This is a genomic window from Buttiauxella agrestis (genome assembly GCF_900446255.1).
Taxonomy (GTDB): Bacteria; Pseudomonadota; Gammaproteobacteria; order Enterobacterales; family Enterobacteriaceae; genus Buttiauxella; species Buttiauxella agrestis.
This window is the reverse complement of record NZ_UIGI01000001.1, coordinates 1,376,017-1,390,335: the sequence shown is the minus strand read 5'-3', so window position 1 is coordinate 1,390,335 and position 14,319 is coordinate 1,376,017. Positions and strand designations below refer to the sequence as shown.

The following is a 14,319-nucleotide window of genomic DNA, read 5'->3' as shown; positions in this document are numbered from 1 at the left end:
AGAAAAAGGGCAGGACCTGTTTGGCCTGCCCTTATTAACTATCAGGCCTCGTGACCTTCTTCCGGTGCGGCCGGAACCACAATCGGTTCACTCGGCTCTTCCGGATTCGGCGCTGGCTGATTTGTCAGTTTTGCCAGAACGCTTGCCAGTTTCAGGCGCATTTCCGGGCGGCGAACGATCATGTCGATCGCCCCTTTTTCAATCAGGAACTCACTGCGCTGGAAGCCCGGCGGCAGTTTTTCGCGAACGGTTTGCTCGATAACACGTGGACCCGCGAAGCCGATCAGGGCTTTTGGTTCAGCAATGTTCAGATCGCCCAGCATCGCGAAGCTTGCCGAAACGCCACCCATTGTTGGGTCAGTCAGAACCGAAATATACGGCAGACCGCGTTCCTGCATTTTTGCCAACGCTGCACTGGTTTTCGCCATCTGCATCAGCGACATCAGCGCTTCTTGCATACGTGCTCCACCGGAAGCGGAGAAGCAAATCATCGGGCAATTATCTTCCAGAGCCTGTTCCACGGCACGAACAAAACGCGCGCCCACAACAGAACCCATGGAACCGCCCATGAAAGCAAACTCAAACGCCACAGCCACAACGGGCATGTTGTAGAGCGTACCTTTCATGACCACCAGCGCGTCTTTCTCGCCGGTTTCTTTCTGAGCAGATGCCAGACGGTCTTTATATTTTTTAGAGTCTTTGAACTTGAGGATATCTTTTGGCTCAAGCTCACTACCCAATTCAAACATCGAGCCTTCATCTAACAGGCTGTGCAAGCGATCGCGCGCGGACATACGCATGTGGTGATCGCATTTTGGGCAGACTTCGAGATTGCGTTCCAGTTCGGCACGGTACAGAACCTGGCCACAGCTGTCGCATTTCGTCCACACCCCTTCAGGGATACTCGCCTTGCGGGTAGGGGTGATATTGCTCTTATTGAGAATTCGTTCAATCCAGCTCATTGATGACCTTTCTGCTTGAACCTGGTCGATGCCAGTTTTTCTGTGGCAGTGTTAGCTGCCCCAGACCATAAATGGTGCTCATTAAAACATAACGGCCCGCGACTTTGGATAAAAAAGTGGTCGAACCGCGCGATGGGGTTACTTTTGCAGGCGTTTGGCCGCACGTTTGTGGCGAATAATCTCAACCACGCCCGGCAATACCGACAATACAATAATCGCCACAATCAGTAATTTCAGGTTTTCCTGCACAATCGGCAAATCGCCGAACAGGTAGCCTGCGTAGGTAAACAGCAGTACCCACAGCAACGCACCGGCAACGTTGTACATCGCAAAATGGCGATAAGACATATGCCCCATGCCCGCGACAAACGGTGCGAAAGTTCGCACAATCGGTACGAAGCGCGCGAGGATAATCGTTTTTCCGCCATGACGCTCGTAAAAAGCGTGTGTTTTATCAAGATAACTGCGGCGGAAGATTTTGGAGTTCGGGTTACTGAATAGCTTTTCGCCAAAAAGCCGCCCAATAGTGTAGTTCACCGCATCGCCAATAATCGCGGCGATGACCATCAAAATCACCATGGTGTGAACATTCAGATCGTTGGTTGGCAATGCAGCCAGCGCACCCGCCACAAACAATAATGAATCACCCGGCAAGAACGGTGTGACCACCAGTCCGGTTTCACAGAACAAAATCAAAAACAGAATGGCGTAAACCCAGACACCATACTGCGCTACCAACTCCGCCAGGTGCACATCAATGTGCAAAATAAAATCAATAATGAAGCGGATAAATTCCATATGCTATCTACCTATTTCGTCTGGCGTCAGTCTGCCAAAAAAAGGGGTCCCATTGGGGGTTTAGGCAACTCAAAATGTTCAGGGTAGTCCACAGAAACTAAGTACAAACCTTCTGCTTTACCGGTTGCAGCTGCCAGCTTGCGATCTTTTGCTGCCAGCAATTGAGCCATCCAGTCTTCTGCCTGATTACCACAGCCGATTTCCATCAGGCTGCCGACAATGTTTCGTACCATATGATGAACAAACGCATTGGCTTTGATATCCACCACCACGTAAGCACCGTAACGGGTCACGTTGATGTGCATCAGGTTACGCCAGGGCGTGCGCGACTGGCATTGCACTGCGCGGAACGAGGTAAAGTCATTCTCGCCCAGCAAACATTGCGCCGCCCGGTGCATACGATCGGCATCCAGCGGATGGTAAAAATGCGTGACACCTTGAGACATCACAGCCGGGCGCAGACGCTGGTTATAAATGACATAACGATAGCGGCGAGCCGTCGCGCTAAAGCGGGCGTGAAAATCATCGGGCACATTTTTAACCCAACGCACGGCAATGTCGCCAGGTAAATTCGCATTTACACCCAGCGTCCATGCCGCGTCTTTACGATCCATACGCGTTTCGAAATGCACAACCTGGCCGGTGGCATGAACGCCTGCGTCGGTTCGCCCGGCGCAGAATACGTTGATTGGCTCATCCGCCACTTTCGAAAGCGCTTTTTCAAGCTTTTCCTGCACGCTGCGCACTTCGTTCTGGCGCTGCCAGCCGTAATACTTACTGCCGTCGTATTCAATGCCAAGTGCAATTCTGCGAAGCGGGGTTTGCAGCAACTCGTCGGACATTAGTACATATACTCCTGCACTAATTTTTCAGCCGTTTTCACTGCCATCAGTGCGCCGCCAAAGCGAACGTTATCGGCAACAGACCAGAATTGAATTTGTTCTGGCATACCGTAATCGTTGTGGATACAGCCGATGGAAAGGTGTGAGCTGCCGGAAGCATCGGAAACCTGAGTCGGGAAATCGCCCTCTTCAGAAAGTTCGATATCTTCAAATTGAATATACGCATCACGCGCTTCTTCAGAGGCAAGCGGGCGCATGGCTTCAAAGTTCACCATTTGCGCGTGGCCGTAAAACACCGGAGCCTGGACGAAGCTTGCAGAAATGATCACGCCTTCATCCTGCAAGACTTTACGCACTTCGTTCACTAAGCGGCGTTCGACAGGAATGCTGCCTTCTGCGTCAGGCATTAATGGCAGCATGTTGAAAGCTAACTGGCGACCAAACAAATCGGCATCTTCAATTGGCAAACCGTTTAGCAGACGAGCGCTCTGCCCGGCCAACGCATCGACGGCACTTTTGCCACGGCCAGAAGCGGCCAGTAAATTAGTCACCTGAATACGGGATAAACCACCTTGTTCGATAAGCGGTTTCAAAGCGGTCAACAACTGGCTGGTCAGACTGTCGGCCACGGCCACCAGATTGCGATTGCGGTATTCACCCAGCACGAATGGGTTCACGTCTGGCACCACCAACGGTACATCGTGTTCCATCGCGAACAGGCCGCTTGAGTCGATAACCAGGCAACCGGCGTTTGTCGCTTCTTCGACATAACGCGCTGACGCTTCTGCGCCCGCCACGAAGAACGCGAGCTGAACCTGAGTCCAGTCGAATGATCCAGCATCCTGAACCATCACGGTTTTGCCTTCATAACGAATATTTTCACCCGCACTTTCATTACGTGCGAGGGCATACAATTCACCAACCGGGAACTGGCGCTCGGCAAGCAGTTCAATCACAGCTGCGCCTACGGCACCCGTGGCACCTAAAACGGCAATATTCCAGCCTTCAGACATGTTGGTTTACTCCAGACTTAAATAGCAGTATCTCCCCGATAGCAGTACCGGGAAGATGAGAAGGATTGTTTTAACGCACCGCGTGATAGATAGCGCCAAAGCCTAGCTTTTGCAGCATTGTTGCGGCCGATTCATCATCACACTGAATATAGAGCGACGACCACTCACGACGTTCCTGATAGTTTTTGCGTAACTTGTCGAACTCACCAGGAATACCCGCGACTTTACGCAGCGATGCATCATCGCGGCGCACATCATACACCAGATGAACCAGTCTTTTGAGTGTCGCTTGATCGAGCGGGCCATGCAGAGTAATACGACCAAATTCAGGCGCAGGCAGCAACGTGTCTAAAGCCACTTGCTGCTTATGACCGATAAATTCACTGAATGCTTCGAACACTTGCGTGGTGCCACGCGCTTTACCTTCAAGCGTATAGCCCGCAATGTGCGCAGTGCCAATATCCACTTTATTGAGCAAGGCGACGTTGAGTTCCGGCTCCGGTTCCCAGACATCGAGCACAACACTCAGATCCTGGCCATTCTCCAGACATTTCAGCAACGCGGCGTTATCAACCACCGGGCCACGGCAAGCGTTAATCAGAATTGAGCCAGGCTTGAGGCTGGAGATGAGTTTTTCATCGGCTAAATGCAGCGATTTGTACGGGCCGTCTTTAAACAGCGGCGTGTGGAAGGTCAACACATCGGCTTCACGAACCAGTGTTTCCAGCGGCTGGAAATCACCGGGTTCACCACGCTCGGCGCGAGGGGGATCGCAAAGCAGCGTGCGCACACCAAAGGCTTCTAAACGCGCCTGCAAACGTGAACCCACGTTACCCACACCAACAATACCCACCGTGCGGTCAGTCAACTGGAAACCGTCACGTTCTGCGAGCATTAATAGCGAAGAAAAGACGTATTCAACTACCGCGATAGCGTTGCAACCTGGTGCTGCTGAAAAAGCGATACCCGCGTTCTCAAGATACGTTTCGTCAACATGGTCACAGCCTGCCGTCGCCGTACCTACAAACTTGATGGCTTTCCCATCGAGTAAATCAGCATTCACTTTAGTCACTGAGCGCACCATTAATGCATCGGCATCGGCCAATTCAGAAACGGGAATGGGACGCCCAGGAACGGCGGTGACATCGCCAAGACGGCTGAACAATTCGCGCGCATAAGGCATATTTTCGTCAACGAGGATTTTCACGTTAGTTACCTGTTGGTTAATCGTCGAGAATAAGCCCGATAGTGTGCCATAATCTGGCGTCCTGGCATACTTGAGCCGGGGGCTGACAAAGGATTAAGACTATGCAACCCATTCAGGGGGCGACAGCGCGTCCTCCGGGGGAACCGCCCTCCACACATTCTGCGGCAGGCGAGTTTCCGCTTTCCACTGTGCAACGTACCGTACTGGAACGTTTGATTACCCGTATCGTTGCGCTAAACCAGCAGCAAAGCGCCGAAGTGTGGGCAGGTCTGAAACATGACCTCGGATTAAAAAGTGAAACGCCTTTGCTGTCGCGCCACTTCCCCGCGGCTGAACAAAATCTTAATCAGCGCCTGAATCATGCACAAACGACTCACGGCACGCGCCAGGTTGTTCAGCAGCTTAGTGAGCTTTTGCCCCAGGGAAATAATCGCCAGGCAGTAAGCGACTATATTCGCCAGAATTTTGGGCAGACGGCCCTCAGCCAGCTCACGCCAGAACAATTAAAAAGCGTACTCACGCTTTTGCAAAATAACCAGTTGGCTATTCCGCAACCGCAACAGCGCCAGGCAACCGATCGCCCCTTGTTGCCCGCTGAACATAATTCACTAAATAAACAGGTCGCTAAACTCGCCGCCGCAACGGGCGAGTCCAGTAAGTTAATCTGGCAGTCGATGCTTGAGTTAAGCGGTGTGAAAACGGGCGAGCTGATCCCGGCCAAGCATTTCGCGCTGCTGACCACCTGGTTGCAGGCACGCCAGACATTAAGTCAGCAAAATACGCCGACGCTACATACTATTCAGGCGGCTTTGAAGCAGCCGCTCGAACCTGCTGAATGGAAAGAGATAACGGACTATTCGCAGCAACGTTTTCAGGCTACGCCGCAAACGTTACTGACCACCGCGCAGGTGCAGGATATTTTGAATCAGGTGTTTTTAAAACGCGCCGAACGCCAGCTATCAGCGCCAGAAGTGCATAACATTCAGCCGATCGCCAGCCCAATCTGGGTACCGTTTATCGAACCGCTGAAAGCGATAAGCGCACGACCAGGATTAGCATTTATCGCGCTGGTTGTGGTGATGCTTTTGTTGTGGATAGTGATATGAAATTTGCCACCCGCGACGGGTGGCAATTGAAGGTTACTTGCGAAAAGCGATTAGCGTAACAACGATTCCCACTCCCGCCGAAATCGCCCCAGCTAAAAATACAGATGGATATCCCATCGACGTTGCCAGCAGCCCGGTCAGTGGCCCGGCGACACCGTACGAGATATCCTGAAACGCCGCATATCCGCCAAGTGCCGTACCACGCACTTGTGCCGGAACGCGTTTAACCACTTCAACACCCAGCGCCGGGAAGATCAGCGAGCAACCGCACCCGGTTAACGCCGCACCTATTAACGCAATGCCTGCGCCCGGTGCTTGCCACAGCAAAACCAGCCCCATGGTTTCAATCGCCAGTGACACTAACGCGACTCGCACACCACCAAAACGGTCTGGCATCCAGCCAAACAGGACACGCATCAGCACAAACGCGCCACCAAATGCGGTGAGCGTAAAACCCGCCCACGCCCAACCGTTCGACGCAAAGTAAAGTGAAACAAAGGTGCCGATCACGGCAAAACCTACGCCCTGTAACGCAAGTCCAATCCCTGGTTTCCAGATAAGACCAATCACGGCAAACAGAGAAGGACGCTCGCCTTTATGCGCAGGCACTGCGCGAACGCGTCCATTAAACGCCCACGCTACCAACGGCAATGCGATGGTTGACACGCCCAGCGCTACGAATCCCCACTGACTGTTTAACAGCAAACCAACGGGAGCCCCCGCCGCTAATGCGCCATAAATCGCCATCCCGGTCCATGACATCACTTTGCCGGAGCGAGCCGGGCCAACCAGGCCTAAACCCCAGGTCAGATTTCCGGTCAGTAATTGGCTTTCGCCAAAGCCAAGAATCAAACGCCCCACTATCAATAAACCGAATTTTGCCATCGCATCAACGGGCAACAACGCGGCCAGCAAATAGGCCACACCGGCGAAGGCACAGGCGCACATCCCTTGCATGGTCGAGCGTTTCGCACCCTGCTGATCGGCCAGACGCCCGGCATAACCTCGGGTCAAAACTGTCGCGAGGAACTGGATCCCAACAGCAATCCCAACCATGGTATTGCCGAAGCCAAGCTCGTGATGGACAAAAAGTGGAATCACTGGCAGCGGGAGACCCACCGTCATATAGGTGAGGAACACCGCAAAGGTCAGGCTAAATAAGGACTTATTTTCGGATTTGTTGTTTAGCTGAGAATGACTTATTGAGGACATACTGCGGCTCCTTGGTAGCAGCCATTATGCAAAAAAAACGGAGTGCACAAGGCACCCCGCTTATTAACATCACCGGGATTAAGCGTTAATTTTACGCATAACCAGTGTTGCGTTAGTTCCACCGAAACCGAAGCTGTTAGACATAACAGTGTTCAGTTGACGCTCGGTAGTTTCAGTCACGATGTTCAGACCAGCAGCCTGCTCATCCAGCTCTTCGATGTTAATGCTTGGCGCGATGAAACCGTGCTCCAGCATCAGCAGAGAGTAGATAGCTTCCTGAACGCCAGCGGCACCCAAAGAGTGACCCGTCATTGCTTTGGTCGCAGACATCGACGGTGAGTGATTACCGAAGACTTCTTTGATTGCGCCCAGTTCTTTCACATCACCAACTGGTGTGGAAGTCCCGTGGGTGTTCAGGTAGTCAATCGGAGTATCAACACCGTGCATTGCCATCTTCATGCAACGTACTGCGCCTTCACCAGATGGAGCAACCATGTCTGCGCCATCAGATGTTGCGCCGTAGCCAACGATTTCAGCGTAGATGTGTGCGCCACGAGCCAGAGCGTGCTCCAGTTCTTCAACCACAACCATACCGCCGCCGCCTGCGATAACGAAACCGTCACGGCTCGCATCATAGGTACGGGAGGCTTTGTCTGGCGTTTCATTGTATTTGGTAGACAGCGCGCCCATTGCATCGAACTCACAGGCCATTTCCCAGCACAGCTCTTCGCCGCCGCCAGCAAAAACGATGTCCTGTTTGCCCAGCTGAATTTGCTCAACAGCATTGCCGATACAGTGTGCAGAAGTCGCACATGCGGAGCTGATTGAGTAGTTCACGCCGTGAATTTTGAACGGAGTCGCGAGGCATGCGGAAACCGCAGAACCCATCGCTTTGGTCACAACGTAAGGACCCACCGCTTTCAGGCCGCGCGGGCTACGCATTGCGTCTGCACCGAACACCTGAGATTTAGACGACCCACCGGAACCTGCAATCAGGCCCACACGCGGGTTGCCTTGATAAACTTCTTCTTTCAAACCAGCATCTTCGATAGCTTGCTGCATTGAAAGGTAAGCATAGACAGAGGCATCGTTCATGAAACGGACCACTTTACGGTCAATCAGGCCGGTGGTGTCCAGTTTAACGTTACCCCACACGTGGCTGCGCATTCCAGAATCTTTGAATTCTTGAGAGAAAGTGATCCCCGAGCGACCTTCACGCAGAGATGCCAGGACTTCCTGCTGGTTGTTACCGATGCTGGAAACAATGCCCAGACCAGTAATCACTGCACGTTTCATTCAATACCTCTTTCACTACACTATTTAGGATTTCGAATGGCACAATAGCGTACAGTTGTACGCCGAACAAGTCCGATCAGCCAATTCGGTCTGAAATTTGCGCCGCTTCGCACACATCGTTATGATCGTTTCACCGCCTGCCAGACGAGTAACTTACGTGAAACCGTCCACTATACAATCTGCCAACCTTGGCTTTAACGAAGAGGGTACACCTGTATCCCGAGATTTCGACGATGTGTACTTCTCTAATGATAATGGACTGGAGGAAACTCGTTATGTCTTTCTTGGTGGGAACCGATTATCGGAACGCTTCATAACCCACGATCGCTCGCTATTTATCGTTGGTGAAAGCGGTTTTGGCACCGGACTTAACTTCCTGACTTTATGGCAAGCTTTTGAAGACTTTTGCAAAAACCAGCCTCAAGCCACACTCAAGCGCCTGCACTTTATTAGTTTTGAAAAATTCCCACTCACTGCCGAAGATTTACGCGCCGCTCATGCGCATTGGCCAGAACTGGCCGATTTTGCACAGCAACTTCAGCAACAGTGGCCACTTCCAATTGCCGGTTGCCACCGTATTTTACTGGCTAATGGGCGTGTGACTCTCGACCTGTGGTTCGGGGATATTAACGAACTGATCCCGCAATTAGATGACACATTAAATAATCAGGTCGACGCCTGGTTCCTTGACGGTTTTGCGCCGTCAAAAAACCCGGATATGTGGACGCAAAACCTGTTTGACACCATGGCAAAACTGGCGAGACCAGGCGCCACGCTGGCGACATTCACCTGCGCCGGATTTGTTCGTCGTGGCCTGATTGATGCGGGTTTCACTATGACCAAAACGAAAGGTTTTGGACGCAAGCGTGAAATGCTGACGGGTGTAATGGAACATGCGCTGGAAACGCCAGCACGCACGCCGTGGTATGCCCGCCCGGCAGCGCAAGGGCAAGAAGTCGCTATTGTTGGCGGCGGTGTGGCCAGCGCCCTGCTCTCACTCGCCTTGCTACGCCGTGGCTGGCAGGTCACGCTTTACTGCGAGGATACCGCCCCGGCACTTGGCGCTTCCGGTAATCGTCAGGGCGCGCTGTATCCCTTGCTGAATACGCACGACGCTTCGCTAACAAACTTTTTCAGCGCGGCGTTCACCTTTGCCCGCCGCTTATACGACTCGTTGCCCGTCGAATTTGATCACGACTGGTGTGGCGTGACGCAACTGGGTTGGGATGAGAAGAGTCAGCATAAAATCGAACAAATGCTGAGCCTCGAATTTCCTGAGCGACTGGTTCATGCCGTCGATGCACAAACTGCTGCAAAACTTTGTGGCCTGGAAACCGGGCATGGTGGCGCAACCTATCCGCTCGGAGGCTGGTTGTGCCCGGCACAATTGACCACAGGTGTGCTGGCGCTGGCAGAACAAATGGGGCTTAAAACCTATTACCAGCATCATGTCGAAGAACTGACGCAAACACCTGACGGATGGGAATTAACGTTTGCTGAACAGGAAGCAAAACGCCATGCGGTTATGGTGCTGGCTAACGGCTTCAAAATCAGTAAATTCGCCCAAACCGCGAAGCTGCCGTTCTCTGCTGTTGGCGGCCAGGTGAGCCATATTCCAACCAGTCCGCCGCTTTCTGAATTACGCCAGGTGCTGTGTTACGACGGTTATCTGACGCCGCAAAATCCACACAATCAGCAGCATTGTATCGGTGCAAGCTATCATCGTGGCGTGGAAGAAATGCGCTATAACGATGAAGATCAGCAGCATAACCGTCAACGTTTGTTGAATTGTCTGCCGGATGTGGAATGGCCGAAGGAAGTCGATGTCTCAGCGGGTGAGGCCCGATGCGGAGTGCGATGTGCAACACGCGATCACATACCGATTATCGGCAGCGTTCCGCGTTATGACGCCACGCTTGAAGCCTATGCGACACTTTCAGAAAATCGTGAAAATGCCGAAGCTGCACCGGTCTATTCCAATCTGTTTATGTTGGCGGCGTTGGGTTCAAGAGGGTTATGCAGTGCACCGCTGGCGGCAGAAATTCTGGCAGCACAGATATGCGATGAACCTGTTCCCATGGATGGCGAAACGCTGGCGGCTCTTAATCCGAATCGATTTTGGGTGCGGAAGCTGCTGAAAGGAAGAGAAGTAAAATAATGAGGGTTTAACGCCCTCACCCCGGCCCTCTCCCCCATGAGAGGGAGAACACCGAACAGTCCCCTCTCCCTGTGGAGAGGGTTAGGGTGAGGGGTAACTTAAAATTGCGCTTTCTGGTACAGGTTGTCCCACATTTCCAGCACCAATGACTGGTCGCGTGGTGAAAGCTCACCTGCCTGAATCGCTTTCTCCAGGCTGCCGGATACCGCACCGTGCAGCGCTTCCGGGCTGTGATCTTCACCGTGCTCCACATCGGCCACAGCGAGGGTCAGGTGGCCACGCAGATAACCGCTGGCAAACAGTTCATCATCACTGGCCGTCTCAACCATTTCATCAATTAGCGCCAGAATGCGTGTTTCAAATTCAGCGATCATCGTACTTCCTCTTCAATATGCAGGTTTTTTAGTTTAAATCTTCCGGCCACGGGAACTGTTCTGCGGCCAGCGGCGGGGTTTTGTAATACTCCCGCAGTGCTTCAATCAATTTTGCCGTGCGGACCGGGATGCCTTCTTGCAGGTAAATCATCACCTGCGCATGGACCCGACGCTGAAATGCGATTCTGTCCGGGTCAACATCCCCACTCAGGTTGTCGCAACTCACATTGAACGGGAAGTTTGCCGCCACGCACAGTAACCATTCCTGCGCCTGGGGTTTGACTTCCACATCCTCAAATTTACTTTGAGTTTCGGCATCACGCCCGTCCGGGCAATACCAGTAACCAAAATCCACCAGCTCGCGGCGAGCTTTACCCGCGATAAGCCAGTGAGAAATCTCGTGCATGCCGCTGGCATAATAACCGTGGGCAAACACCACGCGGTGATAAGGAATTTCCTCATCAGCAGGAAGATAGATCGGTTCGTCGTCGCCTTTAATCAGACGTGTATTAAATTCATCTTTAAAGCAGTTATCGAAAATGTCGATAAGTTCCTGATAATGGTGTTCTGTCGTTATTGTCATATTTGCTGTGGTCATCTTAATTTATCCCCAACCATTGGAGAATTTCCGTTCCGTGGCTATCAAATAAGAGTTTGGCGCTCATCACCGCCGACACAATCACAATCATCGGTCGGATCAGTTTTTGCCCTTTACTCAACACAAGACGCGATCCCATCCGCGCCCCTAAAAACTGCCCGGCCATCATCACAAAGCCGGTTCCCCAAATCACCTTCCCGCCGATGATAAACAGCAGCAGGCCGCCCAGGTTTGACGTCGCGTTTAATACTTTGGCGTGAGCGGTAGATTTAGCGAGGTTAAAGCCGCACAAGGTCACAAAGGCCAGTGCGTAAAATGAACCCGCGCCAGGGCCGAAGAAACCGTCGTAGAAACCAACGCAGCCCCCTGCAATCAGCGCAAACGGCAGGCCGTACAAACGGCGTTGCCTGTCTTCTTCACCCAGTTTTGGCATCAGTAAAAAATACAAGCCGATGCAAATGACCAGTAGCGGCAGGATTTGGCGCAGCACGTCAGATTTCACATACTGCACCAGCAGCGCACCCGATGTGGAGCCGAGAAACGTCATCAGAATATTCAGTTTCTGCTCTTTAAGATCGACAACTTTGCGGCGAATAAAATAGAGCGAGGAAGAAACTGAACCCCCGCAGGCCTGGAGTTTGTTGGTCGCCAAAGCATGTGCGGGGGACATTCCCGTGGCTAACAGCACGGGGACGGTTATCAAACCACCCCCACCTGCCAGTGAGTCAATAAACCCTGCAAGCATGGCGACAAAAAACAGCGCCACCAGCATCAGGGGGGAAACCATAAACCATTCCATGAACTTATCCGTTAGAGAACGTGCTCATCCAGCAAAGCCTGACAAGAGGCGGGTAAAGGGGGCGGTGTTTTCTTTTTCGGTGGCCGCTCGCCCGGTGCTGGCGGCGCAAACCAGCTTTGCAGCTCGGCACCACAACCGTCACCCGGTGGTGGTAATGGTTGGTCTTCGCACTCGAGGCTGTCAGCCGGACAACGCAGACGCACGTGCATATGGGCGCGGTGAGCAAACCACGGGCGCACTTTGCGCAGCCAGTCACGGTCGGCTCCGGCATCCAGACACAGTTGCTGCTTGATTGCCGGATTGACGAAGATCCGCGTGACGTCGTTATCTTTCGCCGCAAGCTTAATCAGGCTGCTGATTTCCGGCTGCCACAAACGCGGCACCACATGCTGATTATCGCTGGCGACTAAATCCAGCGCCTGCGGTTTAAGAAGCTGAGCGGAAGTCCAGCGAGCTTTGGGAAGCTGCAAGAAGATATCGACGTCCAGCCCGCTTTGGTGGCTGGCATGGCCTGAACTAAAACGACCGCCCGCTGCCATTCCCATATCACCAATCAGCAGCGTACCGAGGCCAAGTTGCGTCGATTGATTGCTCAAGCGCTGGATAAACGTCACTAAATCGGGATGGCCGAAATAGCGACGTTGGTCCTGGCGCATCACCTGATAGCGAGGATCGTTGAGCGGCAACTCGTGGGCACCCACAATGCAGCCGTTAGAGAATGCACCAATAGACTGCGGGCTTCCCGCAATCGGATGACTAATTTTCTGCCACGGCGTCGCGGCAAAAGTAGCGGTACTGGCAAGCAATGCCAGCAGCCCCACGAGTGTCTTTTTCATCGCATTACCAGCGCGGCAAAGGGAAAGTCACGTCACCGTTTTGGGCACGCTGACGCAGCATATGATCCATCAATACAATCGCTACCATGGCTTCGGCAATCGGAACCGCACGAATACCCACGCAAGGATCATGGCGGCCACGCGTGACCATCTCAACTTCTTCGCCTTCGCGATTGATGGTGCGACCCGGAACCATAATGCTGGAAGTTGGCTTCAGCGCCATGTTCGCGACAATTTGCTGACCGCTACTGATACCACCGAGAATGCCGCCAGCGTGATTGCTCTGGAAACCTTGTTTGGTGATTTCGTCACGGTTCTGGCTTCCGCGCAGGTTAACCACGCCAAAGCCCTCGCCAATTTCCACGCCTTTCACCGCGTTGATGCTCATCAGCGCATGCGCGATATCGGCATCTAAGCGGTCAAATACGGGTTCGCCCAGGCCTGGTGGCACGTTGTCAGCCACAACCGTCACTTTCGCGCCGATGGAGTCGCCCTCTTTTTTCAGCGCACGCATTAGCTCATCGAGCGTTTCGATTTTATCGGGATCCGGGCAGAAGAACGGGTTCTGCTCGACTTGATCCCAGTCTTTGATTTCCAGCGGCACGTCGCCCATTTGCGTCAGACAGCCACGAATTGTGATGCCGTATTTGTGCGCCAGATATTTTTTAGCAATCGCTCCCGCCGCCACACGCATCGCGGTTTCGCGAGCCGAAGAACGGCCACCGCCACGGTAATCGCGCAGGCCATATTTTTGTTCGTAGGTGTAATCTGCGTGGCCCGGACGGAACACGTCTTTGATCGCGCTGTAGTCTTGCGAGCGCTGGTCAGTGTTTTCAATCAACAAACCGATACTGGTGCCGGTCGTCACGCCTTCAAATACACCGGACAGAATTTTCACCTGATCGGGTTCACGGCGTTGCGTGGTATAGCGAGAAGTCCCTGGGCGGCGACGGTCGAGATCGTGTTGTAAATCTGCTTCGGTAAGCGGAATGCCCGGCGGCACACCATCAACGATGCAACCCAACGCCACACCGTGAGATTCACCAAAAGTCGTTACGCGAAAGACTTGTCCAATAGAGTTTCCAGCCATCTTCTTTCCGTTATCGTTTTTCGTTGTG

Annotated in this window: 14 protein-coding genes; 2 read left to right on the top strand and 12 right to left on the bottom strand. The window is 52.9% G+C overall.

The window, feature by feature from the left end; translation table 11 throughout:
* Positions 1-41: 41 nt before the first annotated feature.
* The 5 genes from accD to pdxB form a co-directional block, all read right to left on the bottom strand.
* Positions 42-962 carry an acetyl-CoA carboxylase, carboxyltransferase subunit beta gene (gene accD, locus DY231_RS06590; RefSeq protein WP_115627717.1) on the bottom strand — a complete coding sequence of 307 codons (921 nt, stop codon included), beginning with the start codon at positions 960-962 and terminating at the stop codon, positions 42-44.
* A gap of 138 nt (positions 963-1,100) precedes the next feature.
* On the bottom strand, positions 1,101-1,760 hold the full coding sequence (locus tag DY231_RS06585) for a DedA family protein (protein WP_034497296.1): 660 nt from the start codon (positions 1,758-1,760) through the stop codon (positions 1,101-1,103).
* Positions 1,761-1,786: 26 nt separating this feature from the next.
* Positions 1,787-2,602, bottom strand: coding sequence for a tRNA pseudouridine(38-40) synthase TruA (truA, locus tag DY231_RS06580; RefSeq protein WP_115627716.1), 816 nt, complete (start codon positions 2,600-2,602; stop codon positions 1,787-1,789).
* On the bottom strand, positions 2,602-3,615 hold the full coding sequence (locus tag DY231_RS06575; protein WP_115627715.1) for an aspartate-semialdehyde dehydrogenase: 1,014 nt from the start codon (positions 3,613-3,615) through the stop codon (positions 2,602-2,604). Before DY231_RS06575 ends, truA begins: the two co-directional genes overlap by 1 nt.
* A 70-nt stretch (positions 3,616-3,685) precedes the next feature.
* Positions 3,686-4,822 (bottom strand): 4-phosphoerythronate dehydrogenase PdxB, encoded by a 1,137-nt coding sequence (gene pdxB, locus DY231_RS06570; RefSeq protein WP_115627714.1) that lies wholly within the window; start codon positions 4,820-4,822, stop codon positions 3,686-3,688.
* Between the two features lie 101 nt (positions 4,823-4,923).
* Here pdxB and flk point away from each other — a divergent pair, with 101 nt between their 5' ends.
* Positions 4,924-5,928, top strand: coding sequence for a flagella biosynthesis regulator Flk (gene flk, locus DY231_RS06565; RefSeq protein WP_115627713.1), 1,005 nt, complete (start codon positions 4,924-4,926; stop codon positions 5,926-5,928).
* A gap of 33 nt (positions 5,929-5,961) precedes the next feature.
* Here the strand turns inward: flk and DY231_RS06560 are convergent, their stop codons facing one another.
* Both DY231_RS06560 and fabB read right to left on the bottom strand, forming a co-directional pair.
* Positions 5,962-7,140, bottom strand: a complete 1,179-nt coding sequence (locus tag DY231_RS06560) for an MFS transporter (protein ID WP_115627712.1) — start codon at positions 7,138-7,140, stop codon at positions 5,962-5,964.
* Between the two features lie 78 nt (positions 7,141-7,218).
* Entirely contained in the window at positions 7,219-8,436 is a 1,218-nt protein-coding gene (fabB, locus tag DY231_RS06555; protein WP_115627711.1) for a beta-ketoacyl-ACP synthase I, read from the bottom strand.
* A gap of 157 nt (positions 8,437-8,593) precedes the next feature.
* Here fabB and mnmC point away from each other — a divergent pair, with 157 nt between their 5' ends.
* Positions 8,594-10,594, top strand: coding sequence for a bifunctional tRNA (5-methylaminomethyl-2-thiouridine)(34)-methyltransferase MnmC2/FAD-dependent 5-carboxymethylaminomethyl-2-thiouridine(34) oxidoreductase MnmC1 (gene mnmC / locus DY231_RS06550; protein ID WP_172588661.1), 2,001 nt, complete (start codon positions 8,594-8,596; stop codon positions 10,592-10,594).
* A gap of 98 nt (positions 10,595-10,692) precedes the next feature.
* Here the strand turns inward: mnmC and DY231_RS06545 are convergent, their stop codons facing one another.
* The 5 genes from DY231_RS06545 to aroC are packed head-to-tail and all read right to left on the bottom strand — an operon-like array spanning position 10,693 to position 14,291.
* Positions 10,693-10,968 carry a YfcL family protein gene (locus tag DY231_RS06545; protein ID WP_034497311.1) on the bottom strand — a complete coding sequence of 92 codons (276 nt, stop codon included), beginning with the start codon at positions 10,966-10,968 and terminating at the stop codon, positions 10,693-10,695.
* A gap of 28 nt (positions 10,969-10,996) precedes the next feature.
* Positions 10,997-11,545, bottom strand: coding sequence for an elongation factor P hydroxylase (locus DY231_RS06540; protein WP_115631780.1), 549 nt, complete (start codon positions 11,543-11,545; stop codon positions 10,997-10,999).
* Between the two features lie 22 nt (positions 11,546-11,567).
* The gene (locus tag DY231_RS06535) at positions 11,568-12,365 is read right to left on the bottom strand and encodes a sulfite exporter TauE/SafE family protein (protein ID WP_115627709.1); all 798 of its coding nucleotides are present in this window, start codon (positions 12,363-12,365) and stop codon (positions 11,568-11,570) included.
* Positions 12,366-12,376: 11 nt separating this feature from the next.
* On the bottom strand, positions 12,377-13,201 hold the full coding sequence (gene mepA / locus DY231_RS06530) for a penicillin-insensitive murein endopeptidase (protein WP_115627708.1): 825 nt from the start codon (positions 13,199-13,201) through the stop codon (positions 12,377-12,379).
* A 4-nt stretch (positions 13,202-13,205) separates the two neighbouring features.
* Positions 13,206-14,291: a chorismate synthase gene (aroC, locus tag DY231_RS06525; protein WP_115627707.1), complete on the bottom strand. Its 1,086-nt coding sequence runs from the start codon at positions 14,289-14,291 to the stop codon at positions 13,206-13,208.
* Between the last annotated feature and the right edge of the window lie 28 nt (positions 14,292-14,319).

Coding starts and splice junctions, on each gene's coding strand:
- accD (WP_115627717.1), bottom strand. CDS start 962: ATGAGCTGGATTGAACGAATTCTCAATAAGAGCAATATCACCCCTACC.
- DY231_RS06585 (WP_034497296.1), bottom strand. CDS start 1,760: ATGGAATTTATCCGCTTCATTATTGATTTTATTTTGCACATTGATGTG.
- truA (WP_115627716.1), bottom strand. CDS start 2,602: ATGTCCGACGAGTTGCTGCAAACCCCGCTTCGCAGAATTGCACTTGGC.
- DY231_RS06575 (WP_115627715.1), bottom strand. CDS start 3,615: ATGTCTGAAGGCTGGAATATTGCCGTTTTAGGTGCCACGGGTGCCGTA.
- flk (WP_115627713.1), top strand. CDS start 4,924: ATGCAACCCATTCAGGGGGCGACAGCGCGTCCTCCGGGGGAACCGCCC.
- DY231_RS06560 (WP_115627712.1), bottom strand. CDS start 7,140: ATGTCCTCAATAAGTCATTCTCAGCTAAACAACAAATCCGAAAATAAG.
- fabB (WP_115627711.1), bottom strand. CDS start 8,436: ATGAAACGTGCAGTGATTACTGGTCTGGGCATTGTTTCCAGCATCGGT.
- DY231_RS06545 (WP_034497311.1), bottom strand. CDS start 10,968: ATGATCGCTGAATTTGAAACACGCATTCTGGCGCTAATTGATGAAATG.
- DY231_RS06535 (WP_115627709.1), bottom strand. CDS start 12,365: ATGGAATGGTTTATGGTTTCCCCCCTGATGCTGGTGGCGCTGTTTTTT.
- mepA (WP_115627708.1), bottom strand. CDS start 13,201: ATGAAAAAGACACTCGTGGGGCTGCTGGCATTGCTTGCCAGTACCGCT.
- aroC (WP_115627707.1), bottom strand. CDS start 14,291: ATGGCTGGAAACTCTATTGGACAAGTCTTTCGCGTAACGACTTTTGGT.